General features: G+C 67.0%; 12 protein-coding genes. 9 read left to right on the forward strand and 3 right to left on the reverse strand.

Features of this window, described 5'->3' with window-relative positions; genetic code table 11:
• Window positions 1-124 precede the first annotated feature (124 nt).
• The 4 genes from IDF66_RS18675 (at window position 125) to IDF66_RS18690 (ending at window position 8,468) form a co-directional block, all read left to right on the forward strand.
• The gene (locus tag IDF66_RS18675) at window positions 125-4,963 is read left to right on the forward strand and encodes an NAD-glutamate dehydrogenase (protein ID WP_190268140.1); all 4,839 of its coding nucleotides are present in this window, start codon (window positions 125-127) and stop codon (window positions 4,961-4,963) included.
• Between the two features lie 43 nt (window positions 4,964-5,006).
• Window positions 5,007-7,238 carry a molybdopterin-dependent oxidoreductase gene (locus IDF66_RS18680; RefSeq protein WP_190268141.1) on the forward strand — a complete coding sequence of 744 codons (2,232 nt, stop codon included), beginning with the start codon at window positions 5,007-5,009 and terminating at the stop codon, window positions 7,236-7,238.
• Window positions 7,239-7,314: 76 nt separating this feature from the next.
• Complete coding sequence (locus IDF66_RS18685; protein WP_190268142.1) at window positions 7,315-7,776, forward strand: acyl-CoA thioesterase; 462 nt, start codon at window positions 7,315-7,317, stop codon at window positions 7,774-7,776.
• Complete coding sequence (locus IDF66_RS18690) at window positions 7,773-8,468, forward strand: hypothetical protein (RefSeq protein WP_190268143.1); 696 nt, start codon at window positions 7,773-7,775, stop codon at window positions 8,466-8,468. Before IDF66_RS18685 ends, IDF66_RS18690 begins: the two co-directional genes overlap by 4 nt.
• A 34-nt stretch (window positions 8,469-8,502) precedes the next feature.
• On the opposite strand, the gene IDF66_RS18695 is transcribed toward IDF66_RS18690, so the two are convergent.
• Together IDF66_RS18695 and IDF66_RS18700 are read right to left on the reverse strand one after the other, a co-directional pair.
• Complete coding sequence (locus IDF66_RS18695; protein WP_223309857.1) at window positions 8,503-10,617, reverse strand: glycoside hydrolase family 13 protein; 2,115 nt, start codon at window positions 10,615-10,617, stop codon at window positions 8,503-8,505.
• Window positions 10,618-10,687: 70 nt separating this feature from the next.
• Window positions 10,688-11,128 (reverse strand): globin, encoded by a 441-nt coding sequence (locus tag IDF66_RS18700; RefSeq protein ID WP_190268144.1) that lies wholly within the window; start codon window positions 11,126-11,128, stop codon window positions 10,688-10,690.
• 159 nt (window positions 11,129-11,287) lie between these two features.
• Between IDF66_RS18700 and IDF66_RS18705 the strand changes: the two genes are divergently transcribed.
• The 3 genes from IDF66_RS18705 to IDF66_RS18715 all read left to right on the forward strand — a co-directional run bounded on the left by IDF66_RS18705 (window position 11,288) and on the right by IDF66_RS18715 (window position 12,825).
• Window positions 11,288-11,935, forward strand: coding sequence for an HNH endonuclease (locus IDF66_RS18705; RefSeq protein WP_164306619.1), 648 nt, complete (start codon window positions 11,288-11,290; stop codon window positions 11,933-11,935).
• A gap of 157 nt (window positions 11,936-12,092) precedes the next feature.
• On the forward strand, window positions 12,093-12,341 hold the full coding sequence (gene ctaJ, locus IDF66_RS18710; protein ID WP_164306620.1) for an aa3-type cytochrome oxidase subunit CtaJ: 249 nt from the start codon (window positions 12,093-12,095) through the stop codon (window positions 12,339-12,341).
• Window positions 12,328-12,825, forward strand: coding sequence for a DUF5130 family protein (locus tag IDF66_RS18715; RefSeq protein ID WP_317628765.1), 498 nt, complete (start codon window positions 12,328-12,330; stop codon window positions 12,823-12,825). Before ctaJ ends, IDF66_RS18715 begins: the two co-directional genes overlap by 14 nt.
• 122 nt (window positions 12,826-12,947) lie before the next feature.
• Here IDF66_RS18715 and IDF66_RS18720 read toward each other — a convergent pair whose 3' ends face one another.
• Complete coding sequence (locus IDF66_RS18720; RefSeq protein ID WP_190268146.1) at window positions 12,948-14,384, reverse strand: cation:dicarboxylate symporter family transporter; 1,437 nt, start codon at window positions 14,382-14,384, stop codon at window positions 12,948-12,950.
• A 143-nt stretch (window positions 14,385-14,527) separates the two neighbouring features.
• Here IDF66_RS18720 and IDF66_RS18725 point away from each other — a divergent pair, with 143 nt between their 5' ends.
• A complete protein-coding gene (locus IDF66_RS18725) occupies window positions 14,528-16,135 on the forward strand; it encodes a sensor histidine kinase (RefSeq protein ID WP_190268147.1) in 1,608 nt (535 codons plus the stop codon).
• Complete coding sequence (locus tag IDF66_RS18730; RefSeq protein WP_190268148.1) at window positions 16,132-16,827, forward strand: response regulator; 696 nt, start codon at window positions 16,132-16,134, stop codon at window positions 16,825-16,827. The genes IDF66_RS18725 and IDF66_RS18730 overlap by 4 nt, the downstream gene beginning before the upstream one ends.
• Window positions 16,828-16,845 lie beyond the last annotated feature (18 nt).

The raw sequence follows: 16,845 nt of genomic DNA on the forward strand, positions 1-16,845 counted from the left end.
CATCGGCGGCCGGACACGCGCCGGATCGGCTGACCGCGACCACCTCGGTCATTACCATCGCAGGGGAGCGGGCATACTCCGGAGATTCCGGGTCCCTGCCCCTCCCGCGATGGGGTGAGTGCCGTTGCCGAACGTGACATCGCTTCTGCCACAAGCGATTGCGCGATATTTTAGCTCCTCGTCGTCGGCGCGCCCGGCAGAGTCGCCGGACCTGGATCGATTCGCATCCGAGGAGGTCGACCGGGTACGTCGTCACCTCGACGTGGCTCATCGGCGCGCTCCCGGCGAACGTCTGGTCGACATCGTCGCGAGTCGGTCCGGCGGCGTCGAAGTGGTGGTGGTCAACGACGACATGCCCCTGCTGGTCGAGGCGGTGCTCGCGACGGTCGAGGCCCACGAGCTGGTGGTGACCCGCATCGACCATCCGGTGCTGCCGGTGATCCGTCGCGACGACGGGACTCTGTCGGCGTTCGGCGACGACGATCCGACCGCGGTCGAGTCATGGATCTTCGTCGTCGCCCTGTCGCAGCAGCCCGACTTCGATCTGGCGGCACTGAGGTCCGACGTCCTCGAGGTCATCGGCCGGGTCGCCGACGTCGACCGGGACGTCGATCGGATGCGGACCGGGCTCACCGAGTTGGCCGTCGAATGCGCGGCCGTCCAGGAGTCCGGTGCCACCGGCCTGCCCGCAGGCGAGCGTCAGGAGTACGCGCGCCTGCTGGAGTGGTTCGTCGGCAACCATTTTCTGCCGCTCGGATATGCGCGGGCCCCCGCCGACGGCGCGGCCCTCACCGACCGCCTCGGAGTGTGGCGCACGGACACCGTCGTGTCGTCGTTCCCGGTCGCCGCCGACGCGCCGTTGCCGCGGGTCTCGCGCATCTACCTCGAGACCGGAATCCAGCGTTCCGACTTTCCCACCCTGCTACAGATACCTGCGTTCACCTCCGATGGTCAGCACGCAGGCGAGCATCGGTTTGTGGGCACCTTCACCTCGTCGGGTCTGCATCAGACGGTGCTCGACATCCCGGTGCTGCGCGTCAAGGTTCGTGGCGTTCTCGACCGGGCCGGTGTCGACGCGGACTCGTTCGCCGGGCAGGCGATGCTCGAACTGCTGCAGAACTACCCGCTCGTCGAGATGTTCGCCGCCACCGATGCCGAACTGGGCCGCCAGGTCGATGAGATGCTGGACGCCGTCGCGACCCGGTCGCTGCGACTGTTCGTACGCATGAATCCCGACGGGCGGATGGCGGCGGCGCTGGTCTACCTGCCGCGTGATCGCTACAACACCCAATCGCGTCTCACATTGCAGGCCGAACTCCTCGACGCGCTCGGCGGGACCGCGATCGAGTACACCGCACGAGTGAGTGAGATGCCGCTGGCACTGCTCCAGGTGCTGGTACGTGTCGACAGCGACCGCGCGCGGCTGCTCGGTTCACTCGACACCGGCGGTCGCAGACATCAGGCGATGCAGGCCAAACTCGCCGGATCGATACGCAGCTGGGACGAACGTGTCCGTGCTCTCGGCCGCGCCACCGAGGCCGGACACCCGCCGTCGGCCTGGCCGGCCGGTGGTGTCGACACCTTGCTCCGCGCCCTGCCCTCACTTCCGGAGGACTACAAGGAGCAGCGGAACCCACGGGCAGCCCTCTCCGACCTGATCCACGTGACCCAGTTGGAGCCGGGCGGCGTCACCGTCACGCTGAGTCGATTCGTCCAGGGGGAACCGGACGAACGGGAGCTCGGTGAGGCAATCGCCGACACCGACAACCGACAACTCACCGACAACCGTCAACTCGCCGACGACCGGTGGATCTTCACGCTGTACCTGTGCGGGGCGGCCGCCACCCTCACCGATGTGCTGCCGGTACTCCACAGCCTCGGCCTCGACGTCCTCGACGAACATCCCTATCACCTCATTCGCCCCGACGGAACATCGTGCTGGGCTTATGAATTCGGTGTGACCCTGACGACAGGGATGTCGGTGGACGCCGAGGCCCTCGACGATCTCGAGCACCGGTTCACCGATGCATTCCGCCAGATCTGGCGCCAGAACGCGGAAGTGGACGCGTTCAACGAATTGGTGATCCGATGCGGGTTGGACTGGCGGTCGGCGGCGATGCTCCGTGCCTATGCCAGGTATCTGCGTCAGTGTGGATTCTCCTATACCACAACACATGTCGCGGCGGTTCTCGGCGAGCACAGGTCGGTCACCCGTGGGTTGGTCGACCTGTTCGCCGCGTCGTTCGACCCGACAGGTGCCGACGAGGACCGGCGTGACGATGTCCTCACACGTCTGCGGCGCGACGTCGGGACGGTGATCAGCCTGGACGCCGACCGCATCCTGTCGGCGTTCGTCGCGGTGGTGACGGCGACCTCGCGTACCAACTACTACGTGACCGGCGATGGCGGTCGTCGACCGGTCATGTCGTTCAAGCTCCGTCCCCGCGACATCCCGCAGGCGCCGGAGCCCCGGCCGCTGCACGAGATCTTCGTGTACTCACCGCGGATCGAAGGCGTGCACCTGCGCTTCGGCATGGTCGCCCGCGGTGGTCTGCGATGGTCTGATCGGCGCGAAGATTTCCGCACCGAGATCCTCGGACTGGTGAAGGCGCAGGCCGTGAAGAACGCGGTGATCGTCCCCGTCGGGGCCAAGGGCGGGTTCGTCGTGAAGCGCCCGCCTGCGTCGACTGGTGATCCGGTCGCGGACCGTGACATCCAACGCTCCGAGGGTGTCGAGTGCTATCGGGCCTTCATCTCCGGTCTGCTCGACGTCACCGACAACATCGACCATCAGAGCGGAACGGTGATCCCGGCGCGGTCCGTGGTGCGTCGGGACGGCGACGATCCGTATCTCGTCGTCGCCGCGGACAAGGGCACCGCGTCGTTCTCCGACATCGCCAATGACGTTGCTGCGCAGTACGGTTTCTGGCTCGGTGACGGCTTCGCATCGGGCGGTTCGGCCGGTTACGACCACAAGGCGATGGGGATCACGGCCCGGGGTGCATGGGAGTCGGTGAAGCGTCATTTCCGGGAGTTGGGCCGCGACACCCAATCCGAGGACTTCACGGTGGTCGGGATCGGCGACATGAGCGGTGACGTCTTCGGCAACGGGATGCTGTTGTCCGAGCACATCAGGCTGGTCGCTGCCTTCGACCACCGACATGTCTTCGTCGATCCGAAACCCGATGCGACCGCTGCACGGCGAGAGCGTGAACGGCTGTTCGCCCTCACCCGTTCGTCGTGGGCCGATTACGACACCACGCTGATCAGTCCCGGCGGCGGGGTGTGGTCGCGCGAGCAGAAGTCGGTCCCGGTCAGCGACGAGATGCGTGCTGCGCTCGGCCTCGGTGACCCGATCACCGCGTTGTCGCCACCGGAACTGATCCGCGCCATTCTGCTGGCGCCTGTCGATCTGCTGTGGAACGGCGGCATCGGCACCTATGTCAAGGCGTCCACCGAGTCCGACGCCGAGGTCGGCGACAAGGCGAACGATGCGATCCGCGTAGACGGCTCGGAGTTACGCGCCAAGGTCCTGGGGGAGGGTGGGAATCTCGGCGCCACCGAGCGCGGCCGGATCGAATTCGACCTGGCGGGTGGGCGCGTCAACACCGACGCGATGGACAACTCGGCGGGCGTCGACTGTTCCGACCACGAGGTGAACATCAAGATCCTGCTCGACTCGGCGGTGTCGTCGGGTGACCTGGATGTCGCGGACCGCAACCCTCTGCTGGAGTCGATGACCGGTGAGGTCGCCGATCTCGTGTTGGCCGACAACATCTCCCAGAACTCCGAACTCGGCTTCAGTCGAACCTTCTCCACTGTCCGGGTGGACGTCCACATGCGGCAGCTGACCGATCTCTCGCGCAATCGCGGGGTGGACCTCCGGTTGGAGGCGTTGCCGCAACCCGCCGAACTCCGGAAGCGATTCGGCAGCGAGTTGCATCGCGGCCTCACCTCTCCCGAACTCGCCACCCTGATGGCCCATGTGAAACTGGCGGCGAAATCGGATCTCCTCGCGACCGATCTGCCCGACAACGAGGTGTTCGACGCGCGGTTGTCCGGCTATTTCCCGATGCCCCTGCGGGATCGATTCGCCGACGGTATCCGGTCGCATCGCCTGCGCAGGGAGATCGTGACCACCACGCTGGTCAACGACGTGGTCGACAAGGCGGGAATGACGCACCTGTTCCGTCTGGGGGAGGGCACCGGCTCCTCGACGGAGGAGGGCGTTCGCGCATATGTGGTGGCGGGCGCGGTCTTCGGGATGGACAGTCTGTTCGAGCGGATCACCCATGCGCCGGCTCCTGCCGCGGCGATCGACGAGATGTCGATGTACGCCAGGCGCCTGCTGTTCCGGGCATCTCGGTGGCTGCTGGCATTCCGGCCACAGCCACTGGCGATGGCCGCGGAGATCACCCGGTACGGGGAGCGGGTCGCGGAGTTGTCGGCCCTGCTGGACAGTTGGTTCGGGGCGAGTTCGGCATTCGATGTCGACGCGCGTGTGGACCGCTATCAAGCGGCAGGCGTACCGCAGGATCTCGCGCACGACGTGGCGGTGAGCCTGCATCGGTTCTGCCTCCTCGACATCATCGATGCCTCGGAGATCGCGGACCGTGAGCCCGTCGAGGTCGGCGAACTCTATTTCGCGGTCATGGAACACTTCGGACTCGAGGAGCTGCTGACCGCGGTATCCGACCTCGCCTATGGCGATCGATGGCATGCGCTGGCGCGCTTGGCACTTCGCGATGACATGCACGGTGCACTCCGGGCTCTGACACTGAAGGTCCTCGAGGTCGGCGAGCCCGATGAGTCGGCGGCGGAGAAGATCGACGAGTGGGAGTTCTCGCACACCTCCCGGTTGTCCCGGGTCCGCACGATGCTCGCCGACATCACCGAGTCGGACACCCTGGACCTGGCTGTGCTCTCCGTGGCGGCCCGCCAACTGCGCAGCGTGATCCGTTGAGCGATACCGTCCGGACCGAGGCCGACCCGGTCTAGGGTTGGTCATGGCCCGAAATGCGCTGCGCATCTGTCCGCTGTGTGAGGCGACCTGCGGACTGACCCTCACCGTCGACGACTCTCGGCGACGGGTCCTGACCGCCCGCGGCGACCACGACGACGTCTTCAGTCGTGGCTTCATCTGTCCCAAAGGGGCGAGCCTGCCCGATCTCGACGGCGATCCGGATCGCCTCGGACAACCTCTGGTGCGCCGTCGTGGTGAGCTCGTCACCACCGGCTGGGATGAGGCGTTCGACGTGGTCGCCGACCGCTTGGGAGCGATCATCGGCGATCACGGGGGGTCGTCGGTCGGCCTGTATCTCGGCAATCCGAATGCGCACACCGTCGCCGGGGCGCTCTACACGCCGCTGCTGGCCAGGGCCCTCGGTACCCATCAGGTGTTCAGCGCGAGCACCCTCGACCAGATGCCCAAACAGGTGGCCCTGGGGTATCTGTTCGGGAACCCGTTCGCGTTCCCGGTGCCCGACCTGGATCGGACCGACCACCTGGTCGTCATCGGTGCGAACCCGGTGGTCTCCAACGGAAGCGTCACCACGGCCGCCGATTTCCCCGGAAAACTCGCCGCATTGCGTCGTCGCGGCGGGCGGTTGACGGTGATCGATCCGGCTCGGACCCGCACGGCGAAACTCGCCGACACGCACATCTCGCCCCGCCCGGGGACCGACGCCGCCCTCCTGTTCGCCATGGTCCACACGTTGTTCGACGAGAACCTGGTGGCACCCGATCTGGGTGGGACCGCGCGCCATGTGACCGGGGTCGACGCGCTGAGACGGGCCGCGGACGAGTTCGCCCCCGAACGCGTCGCCGGATACTGTGACGTCCCCGCCGCGGATCTCCGCGCGCTCACCCGCGCGGTGGCAACTGCGTCGTCGGCGGCGGTGTACGGCCGGATGGGCACCACCACAGTCGAATTCGGGACCGTCGGGAGCTGGCTCATCGACGCGATCAACATCCTCACCGGCAACCTCGACGTACCCGGCGGCGTGATGTTCCCGACCGCCCCCACTGCACCGGCGCCTCGTCCGCCACGCCCGGGCCGCGCGTTCCGGACGGGACGCTGGCGGAGCCGGGTATCCGGACACCCCGAGGTGGCGGGCGAACTACCGGCCGTGGCCCTCGCCGAGGAGCTCGACACCCCAGGGCCCGGACAACTCGAAGCCCTGATCACGGTTGCCGGGAACCCGGTCCTGTCCGCGCCGAACGGGGAGCGTCTGGCGCGCGCCCTCGAGGGCGTCGACTTCATGCTGAGCATCGACCCCTACCTCAACGAGACCACCCGTCACGCCGACGTCATCCTGCCGCCGCCACCGCCGTCGCAGAGCCCTCACTTCGACTTCGTGCTCAACAATCTCGCCGTCCGGGCGACGGCCCGCTACTCGCCCCCGGTGTTCGAGTTGCCCGCCGGGCGGCCCGACGAGGCAGAGATCGTGTCCCGGATCGCGCTGGCAGTCAGTGGGGTCGGGGTGCACGCCGATCCGGCCCTGGTGGACGACCAGGCGATCACCGCAACGCTCTCGAAGGAGGTGTCGGATCCGCACTCGCCGGTGGCCGGCCGTCGGGTCGAGGAACTCGCCGACATGGTGTGCGACGGTCCGGGTTACGAACGACGACTCGACATGATGCTGCGGCTCGGAGCCTACGGGGACGCGTTCGGTTCCCGGGCCGACGGATTGACCCTCGACTCTCTGCGGGAGAACCCGCACGGCATCGACCTCGGTCCCATGAGGCCTCGGCTGCCCGGGGTGCTGCGGACCGAATCGGGGAAGATCGAGCTCGCCGCCGAGGATCTGATCGGCGACGTCGCACGGTTGCGCGCCGCAATCGATCGCGGGCCCGACGATCTCGTGCTCATCGGCCGACGTAATCTGCGCTCCAACAACAGCTGGATGCACAACCTGGGGGCCCTGTCGGGAGGGACCAACCGCTGCACCCTGCACGTCCACCCGGATGACGCAGACCGCCTCGGGCTCGCCGACGTCGCGGTCATCCGCGGTCCCGGCGGCGAGCTCAGCGTCCCCGTCGAGATCACCACAGACATCCGTCCCGGTGTCGCATCGTTGCCGCACGGATGGGGGCACGACGTCGAGGGCACAAGACTCACCGTCGCGGCCGCGACGCCCGGCGTGAACGTGAACCGCCTCAACGACGGGACGGTGCTCGACCCGCTGTCGGGCACCGTGGTGCTCAACGGCCTGCCCGTCCAGATCGTGCCGGGCTGATCCGGCGGAGCCCTGTGCGTAGGGTTGGACCCGCGGCGACGAGTCGCGGTTCGACGACGTCTGGGAAGGGAAGCGCGTGCTCTACGAGGACGAGGGAACGAGGACCGACGCCGGATACCTGGTCAAAGTGCCCGTCCGGTGGTCTGACATGGATGTCTTCGCCCACATCAACCATGCCCGGATGGTGACCCTCCTCGAGGAGGCGCGGATTCCGTGGCTCTTCTACGACGGGCGGCCCACCGCCTCGCTGCGAGAAGGGTGCGTGGTGGCCGACCTGCACGTGAAGTACCGGGAGCAGGTGCGCCACGACGAGGGGCCGATCGAGGTGACCATGTTCGTCGAACAGCTGCGCGCGGTGGACTTCACGGTCGGCTATGAGGTCCGGCCGAAGGGAGCAGGCCCGACGAGCAAGCCTGCCGTCACCGCCACTACTCAGCTCGTCGCGTTCGACGTCGATGCGCAGCGTCTGCGGCGACTCACAGCGGACGAGAAGGAGTTCCTCGCGTCCTTCCGCCGTGCGGACCAGGAGGTTCGGTGACCGCTCCGGAACGCCACATCACCGTGACCGGGTCGGGTGACCGGTCCGATGCGGTCGCATTCCTTGGACGTGCGGTCCGTCTCGACGACACGGCCGCCGTGCGGGTGTCCGCCCGACCCGATGGTTTGCTCGGTTTCTGGGTCAACACCGGATTCGACGTTCTTGCAAGCAGATCCGTGTTCGGGACGATGCGACCCGACGACATCGTCGCGGACGCCGGGATGCTGCGCACGGCACTGTCGGCGGCGGAGCCGGGGAGCGCGGTCGACCCGGGTTTCGGTCTGGACAGTGCCTGGCGCGGCGCGCTGCCTGCGAACTCCGGGTTCACCCAGCTCGATGACGTGCCGGCGCGCACCGTCGTCGAATTGTCCCGCGGCGGTGCACATCTCGCGCGGACCGAGGGCAGTGCCCATGGTCCGGCGACCGGATTGCTCGACCAGGATGTGCTTGACGTGACGTCGCGCGACGGTGAACGGCGGGCCTCGGTCTCGATGAGGTCGCTCTTCGCCGTCACCGCGATGGGGTTCATCCGGGACGCCGACGGCCACGAGATCACCGAATCGTCCCCCCTCGACCGTATCGCCGCCGACGAACCGGTTCGGATCCGTGTGTCCGGGGCCTGGATTCGTATCGATGCACGCTACGGATCGGTCTTTCAGCGCCTGGAGAAGATCGCGATGATGACCGTGTGACCACGCCGGTCGCGCGGTGTTCGCCGGAAGGCGTTCAGACCAGCCAGGCAGCCGAGTTGGGTGCGAGCTGACCGTCGATGAGCGGATAACTGGTCAGCAGGATCTCGCCGGGTGGGAGCGGGACCGGGACGTCGCCGGTGTTGAGGGCGCAGGTCAGGTGCCCGACCGACCGGCGGAAGGCCAGGCAGCCGTCGGGGGCGCCGTACCACTCCACCGTGTCACCCTCGAATTCCGGTCGTTCATACCGCATCTCGATTGCCTGCCGGTAGAGCGAGAGCGTCGAACCGATGTCCTCGAGCTGTGCTTCGACGGTGAACCGCGTCCATGATGCGGGCATCGGCAGCCACGTGTCCGGATTGCTGCTGAAACCGAACGGCGGCTCGTCACCCTCCCAGGGCAACGGAACCCGGCACGCGTCGCGGCCGCGTTCGGTGTGCTCGGAGCGCTCCCACACCGGGTCCTGGAGGGCGTCGTCAGGCAGGTCGGCGTTCGGCAGTCCGAGTTCGGCGCCGTTGTAGATGAACACCGTTCCCGGCAGTGCGAGTTCGACGAGCAGCATCGCGCGTGCCCTCAGGATGCCCAGGTCGATGTCGGTGTCGGGCGACTCGATATCGACATCGACATCGACGGGGTCGGCACCGGCGGGTGTGACCGTGATACGTCCGTAGCGGCTGACCTCACGGTCGACATCGTGGTTGGAGAGGGTCCAGGTGGGCACCCCGGACACCGACAGCACTGCCTCCAGGGAGTTCTCGATCGCGTCCCGGATCGATTCGGTGTCGAACGTCGCCTTGGCGAGGCGGAAGTTGAAACCGAGGTGCAGCTCGTCGGGCCTCAGGTATTCGGCGAATCGTTCGTTGTCGTCGACCCAGATCTCACCGACGTTGGCCGCGCCCGGATACTCGTCGAGCACCTTGCGGATCTTGCGATGGATGTCGTGTACCGCATAGTTGTTGAACCGCGGATCGTCGTCGTCGTTCTGCAGCAGCCCCGCCGATTCGAGATCCATGTCGGGTAGGTCGGCAGGCTTCGCCATGCCGTGGGCGACGTCGATGCGAAAACCGTCCACGCCGCGGTCGAGCCAGAAACGCAGAGTCTTCTCCAGGTCGTCGAAGACCTCGGGGTTCTCCCAGTTCAGATCTGGTTGTTCGGCAGCGAAGATGTGCAGATACCACTGGCCTGGAGTGCCATCAGGATCCGGGACCCGCGTCCAGGCCGGACCACCGAAGATGCTCTGCCAGTTGTTCGGCGGCTCGTCGCCGTCATCGCCTCGTCCGTCGCGGAAGATGTACCGTGCCCGCTCGCTGCTGCCGGGTTCGGCCGCCAGCGCCTCGACGAACCACGGATGCTGATCGCTGGTGTGGTTGGGGACGAGGTCCATCGTGACCCGGATCGACCGCTCATGTGCCTCGGCGATCAGCTCATCGAATCGCGCGAGATCGCCGAAGATCGGATCGATGTCGCGTGGATCGGAGACGTCATAGCCGTGATCGGCCATGGGGGAGCGCATGATCGGACTCAGCCACAGAGCGTCCACCCCGAGGAGTTCGAGGTAGCCGAGCTTGTCGATCACGCCGGCGAGGTCGCCGACGCCGTCGCCGTCCAGATCGGAGAACGAGCGCGGATAGATCTGGTAGAAGATCGCGGACTTCCACCAGGTGTCGTCATCGGTATCGAGTTGCGTCGCAGCGCTTGTGGGTACCACGGCGTCGTCGGGATCGACAGACTGGTCGTCGGAATCGATATCGTCGGCGTCGATGGCGTCGATGGCGTCGTCCGCGTGGTCGACCTCAACGCCCTCAACGGTTTCGGCGGTCTGATCGCTGTCGTCTGCGGCCTCGATCTCCGGGTCGTCGATGTCCTCGTCGTCGCTCGCAGCGACGTCCGCGTCCGGAGTTCCGGTCTCGTCGGTGTCACCCGCATCGCCGGCCTCGGTGGGACCGGGATCTGCACCCGCAGAGTCGACGGCGTCGTCCGACAGTTCGTCGCCCACGACCTCGGCAGCGTCTTCGTCTGTGCTGTCGGTGGCCGTGGCCTCCTCGGAGGTCACGGCGTTCCCGTCGGCATCGGTGGACACCGCGTCGGGCGCGGCATCGGGATCCGGTTCGGCGGGGACAGCGTTCGATGTCTCGTCGCTCACCGTCGTCATTGTGCCCTACCTGTGTTTTCGGTGAGAACTACAGGTCATCTCGGCGCGTCGAAACGGACGTGTCGGCGTGTCAGACGGGCGAATTCATCATCGATTGCGCTGCCATCTCCATGTAGTCGACCAGTGCCCGCCGGTGCGGGTCATCGAGGGTCTGAGCGTCGATCGACCCGATCGCCGTGTGCATGCAGCGCAGCCATGCATCGCGCTCGATGGGACCGATGCGGAACGGGTGGTGGCGCATGCGCAGCCGTGGATGGCCACGTTCCTCCGAATACGTGCGGGGCCCGCCCCAGTACTGCTCGAGGAACATCCGAAGACGTCGTTCCGCGGGTCCGAGGTCCTCCTCGGGGTAGAGCGGCCGTAACACCTCGTCGGCGGCGACCTCCTCATAGAACCGCGCGGTCAGCTTGTGAAACGTCTCCGCGCCGCCCACCTCGTCGTAAAAGGTTCGCTGCGTGGAAGGGTTGCTGGGCTCTATGCCGCCGGGGACCTCGGTACTCACGGACTCCATTGTCCTGACCGCGGGCGCAGGCCTCAACCGCCGTGCTCCGCGGGTGATCGGGTCACCGGGTGTTCACCGAGGCGACCTGCGGTGACACGCACAATTGTCGTGCAATAGTCGGTGTTCCATGGTCAACTTGACCTCGTCGTGTTGAGGTGGGAGACACATATGACGAGCAGGAGCGCAGCAAAGACGGCATCGGCCGACGGCGGCCGGGCGCGCATCACTGCGCTCACCACGCTCCCCGGCGGCCGCGCGCACGAGTCCGTGGGCACCGGTCCATCGCGGTCGGCATTGCTGTGGGGCCGTCGCCGGGTTCTGTTGCTCAACGCCACCTATGAGCCGCTGACTGCCATCTCTCTGCGTCGGGCCATCGTCCTGGTCCTGCGTGAGCGGGCCGACGTCGTGCACGCCGACGACGGCGGACTCGCCGTGCATTCGGCCGACATGTCGGTTCCGGTGCCCTCGGTCATCCGGCTGCGGTCGTTCGTCAAGGTGCCGTATCGCGCCGTGGTGCCGCTGACGCGGGCGGCTCTGATGCACCGCGACCGTTTCCGCTGCGGGTACTGCTCCGCCAAGGCGACCACCATCGATCACGTCTTGCCGCGGAGTCGGGGCGGAGCCCATTCGTGGGAGAACTGTGTCGCCTGTTGCGCGAGCTGCAACCACCGCAAGGCCGATCGGCTCCTGAGCGAGCTGGGCTGGTCGCTGCGCGTCCAGCCGGGTGTCCCGAAGGGGCGTCATTGGCGCTTGCTGGCCACGGTCAAGGAGATCGATCCGGCGTGGGCGCAGTACATCGACGCCGGTGCCGCCTGATCCGGCCAGGATCGGACGGTGGATCGGCGGAATACTGTCTACGACGCACTGTAGGGGTCAGCGCCCGAGTGCCGCGTGCGTCGGCTAGATTGATCACAATGACCTGTACTTCGGATGTTCCGCAGGTCACCGCAGTGCAGCCGATCGAAAGGGTGACATGGACAACCTGATCGTCGCCATCGGAGTGCCTGTCACGATCATCTGTGTGGTCCTTGTCGTGGCATGTGTCATCGCGATGGCGTTCACGTTCAACACGAAGTATCCGAAGGTGTCGCTGTACACCCTCGATCAGCAGTGGGATCGCGCCCCTCTGCTCTTCAGTGCCACGGCCATCGAGCCGATGACGCTGGCGCATCATGCGGAATCGACCGACGTGGACGGAGGCTCGGCCAGTGGCAAGTGGTGAGGTAGCAACAGGTCGTCACGCCGAGGTCGAGGCGGCATCGGCGGCCGGGAGTGCACTGCCGGTCGGCACGGTCATCACCAACAGCGGACGCGTCTCCGCGACGCGGTTCCCGGGCCAGGCGCCCACCACGCCGCCGTTCACCCGTGAGGAACTGATCGGGCTCGACGACGCGCTCAAGAGCGCCAGCGAGAAGGCCCTCGTCCGGTTCTCGGTCTACATCGGTGAGCTCGGCGCGGACGCTGTCGCGGATGCGCGCGCGGTGCTGCTCCGCGCTCCGGAGCCCGCCAACGGCGCGCTGATCGCGGTGTCCCCGAACGCCCACGAGGTCGTGGTGGTCTCGGGTGTCGCCGTCGCCGACCGGGTCAACGATCGCGTCGCCCAGCTCGGCGTGACCGCGGCCGTGACGAGTTTCCGTCAGGGTGACCTGATCGACGGATTGATCGCGGCGCTGCGGGTCATGTCCACCGCCGCCGCCGTCTCGTGACAGGCGGTACGGGAGGCTTGTGACGGCCTGCACCGGAGTCTCCTGAGGGAACACCACACCAATCCAACCGACGGCCGCTCACCCCTGGGTGAGCGGCCGTCGGTCTTTCCGTCGGTGGCGCGTCAGTGATCGGTCAGTACGCGATCCGGCCGCGGTGAAGTCCGCGCCGCGTCGTCGCCGGGGCGACGGTCCACCGGTTCGTCGTCGACCATGTCCGACTCGTTGAACGGCGCGCCGCCGCGCAGGACGGTGTCGACCCTGCCCTTGTCGACGGTCCCCGTCCACGAGCCGACCAGCAGCGTCGCGACCGCGTTGCCGGAGAAATTGGTCACCGCGCGGGCCTCGGACATGAACCGGTCGATCCCGACGATGAGTCCCACGCCGTCGAGCATCTCGGGTCGATGGGCCTGCAACCCGCCGGCCAGGGTGGCCAACCCCGCGCCGCTGACGCCTGCCGCACCCTTCGACGCGATGATCATGAACGCGAGCAGACCGATCTGTTCACCGATCGAGAGCGGGTCGCCCATCGCGTCGGCGATGAAGATCGAGGCCATCGTGAGATAGATGGCCGTCCCGTCGAGGTTGAACGAGTATCCGGTGGGCACGACCACACCAACGGTGGTCTTCTCCACGCCCAGGTGTTCCATCTTCGCGATCAGGCGCGGGAGGGCGGACTCCGACGACGAGGTGGCGAAGATCAGCAGGTACTCACGGGCGAGGTAGCGGACCAACCGGAAGATGGACACGCTCGCCACTGTCCGCAGCAGGACGCCGAGGACACCGAACACGAACACCACGCAGGTGAGGTAGAACGCCAGCATCAGGATCAGCAGTTGCTGGACCGCGGCCCACCCCGTCTGACCGACGACGTTGGCGATCGCGCCGAATGCGCCGATCGGGGCCACCCACAGGATCATCGACAAGACCTTGAAGACGAGTTTCTGGAAGTACGACACCGCGGTCAGGATCGGCTCGCCGGTGCGACCCATGGCCTGGATCGCGAACCCCACGAGCAGGGCGACGAACAGCGCCTGCAACACATTGCCCTCGGTCAGCGCGGACACCATCGAGGTGGGGATGATGCCCTCGACGAAGTCGAGCGTCCCACCGGATTCGTGTGCCTCTGCCGCGAGTTCGGCGCCCTTGCCAGCAGTCGTCGTGATGTTGAGGCCCTCGCCGGGCTTGATCAGGTTGCCGACGACGAGGCCGATCGCCAGCGCGACGGTCGACATCACCAGGAAGTAGACGAATGCCAGTCCGCCGACCTTGCCGACGGTCGCCGCTTTTCGCACCGACCCGATGCCGAGAACGATGGTGCAGAAGATCACCGGCGCGATCATCATCTTGATCAGGCTCACGAACATGGTGCCCAGGAACGCGAGATCCTTGCCGGCCTGCGGTGCGACGAGCCCCACGACGACACCGGCCACCACCGCGACGATCACGGCGATGTAGAGCCAATGCGTGCGATCGCGCTTCTTGACCGCAGGCAGGTCAGCGGTGGACACCGGAGGAGCGGGTTCGTCGCCCGGCTCGTTCGGTCGTGATCGCAGATTCATCGGATTCCTCTCGTCGTCGCCGCGTCATGGACCGCGCGGTCACCGTCCGTGTATGGATTGTGGGACGAATGCGTGACACGGGTCACGATTGAGTTCGTTTCGTTCACCGAACGAAATCGACGAATCCCGGGTGGAGGTGGCCGATGTATCGAGCGATTCCCCGGACTCTCGCCGGTCAGGCGGTTGCCTGGCTGCTGATGCTGGTCGCCGTCATCGTCGTCGCCGGCAGTGTGCTCGCCGCGATCGATGCCCGCGTCGACGGTGATCGTGCCGCCCGGGGCGAGGTGACGGCGATCGCGGTCAGTCTCGCCGATTCACCGTCGACGTCGCGCGCACTCATGTCGTCCGATCCGGCGGCGACCCTGCAACCGGTGACCGAACAGGTCCGGAAGGCGACCGACATCGCCTTCATCACGATCATGGGCACCGACGGCACCCGCTACACGCACACCAATCCCGGGCTCATCGGGCAGAAGTACATCGGCTCGACCGCCGAGGCGCTCCGGGGAGAGGTCCACACCGAGACCTACACGGGCACCCTCGGACCGTCGGTCCGGACGGTCGCGCCGGTCCGGGCCCCCGACGGGCGGATCGTCGGGCTGGTCGCGGCAGGGATCACCCAGCAGTCGCTCACCGCGGCTTGGCGTGCGCAACTGCCGCTGATCGCTGCGATCGCGCTGGCGGCGCTCGTGACGGCGGGGTTGGGTCTCTGGCTGATCCGCCGCAGGCTCCTCCGGCAGACCGGTGGGCTGGCACCGTCGGAACTCCGGCTCATGTACGAACACCATGACGCGGTGCTCCACGCTGTTCGCGAGGGGCTGGTCGTGACCGAGCGCGGCCAACCCGCACTCGTCAACGACGAGGCTCGGCGGCTGCTGGGCGCAGGGCACAACGGCGAGATCGAACTGCCTACCTTTCTCGTCACGGGCGACGAGCCGTTGGTCGACGTGCTCTACGCCGAACAGGGCAGGACACTGGTGGTCAGCCGGTCGCCGGTGCCGACCGACGCCACCGCCGCGGTCGTCACGATTCGGGACCGCACCGAATTGGCCGATGCCATGGGCGAACTCGACTCGATGACCCGATTCGCCGAGGCGCTGAGATCGCAGCTGCATGAATCCGCGAATCGCCTGCACACCGTGGTCGCGATGATCGAGACGGGCCGCAGCGCCGAGGCGGCGTTGATGGCGACGACCGAGATGCAGTTGTCGCAACGATTGATAGATCGGATGACCGAAACCGTGGCGGAGCCGGCGCTGGCCGCACTGTTGCTGGGGAAGTCGGCACAGGCCGCCGAGCGTGGTATCTCGTTGATGCTCACGGAGGATTCGCAATTCGGCGACGATGCGATCGAACTCCTGACCGTGGGTGAGATGATCACCGTTGTGGGCAATCTCATCGACAACGCGCTCGATGCATGTGATCCCGCCGACCCCTGGGTGGAGGTGACCGTCGTCGGGGACCCCGCCCGTCTCGAGGTCGTCGTCGCCGACAGCGGACCCGGAATGGACCCCGGCGAGTTCGATCGCGCACAGGCCAGGGGCTACTCGACCAAGGCGGGCGGCGATGCCCTCGGCCGCGGGTTGGGTCTGGCACTGGTCGCCCAGGTGGTCGATCGGCACCACGGAACCCTGCGTGCCGAGAACACCTATGCGTCCGTGGTGACGGTTCTGTTGTCGGCACCCGAACGCAGCGGCCGCGCCGACGTTGCCGATGCGGATGCCGCGATCGAGGGGGACGGTGATCGATGATCCGCGTGCTGATCGTCGAGGACGAACCCCTCATCGCCGAGGCGCATCGCGAATATCTCTCCCGCGTGGGTGGATTCGACGTGGTGGCATCGGTCACGACGGCGCAGCAGGCGATGCGCGTGGCGACCGAGGCCGCGGGATCGTCCGAGCCGATCGACCTGGTGCTGCTCGACCTGGGACTGCCCGATGCGCGTGGGGTGGACCTCGCCTCCGCGCTGTCGGGGGTGCGGCCCGGACCGGATGTCATCGCGATCACCGCGCAACGGGATCTGGCCGCGGTCCGCAGTGCGATGTCTCACGGCGTACTTCTGTATCTCCTGAAGCCCTTCACCTTTGCCGCGTTCGGCGAGAAGATCCGGCAGTATCTCAACTATCGGGGTGCGCTCACCGCAGGCAGTGATGCGGTGAGCCAGCGTGACGTCGACCGAGCTCTTGCCGAACTGCGGACCTCCGACACACGTCGGACCGCGAAGAAGGGGGCCGCCCCGGACACCGAGGATGCCGTCGGGCGCGCGGTCCGGGACAGCGACGGCGGCCTCACTGCGTCGGAGGTGGCCGCGGTGCTGGGGAGTTCGCGTGTCACCGCCTGGCGATATCTGGAACGGCTGGCCGACGACGGCACCGTCGAGCGCACCACCGAATACGGCAACACAGGTCGACCTCAGGTCCGATACTGCTGGCGAAGCCGCTGAGCGAGCCGGGGTCCGACG

The organism is Gordonia hankookensis, from assembly GCF_014673215.1.
Classification (GTDB): domain Bacteria; phylum Actinomycetota; class Actinomycetes; order Mycobacteriales; family Mycobacteriaceae; genus Gordonia; species Gordonia hankookensis.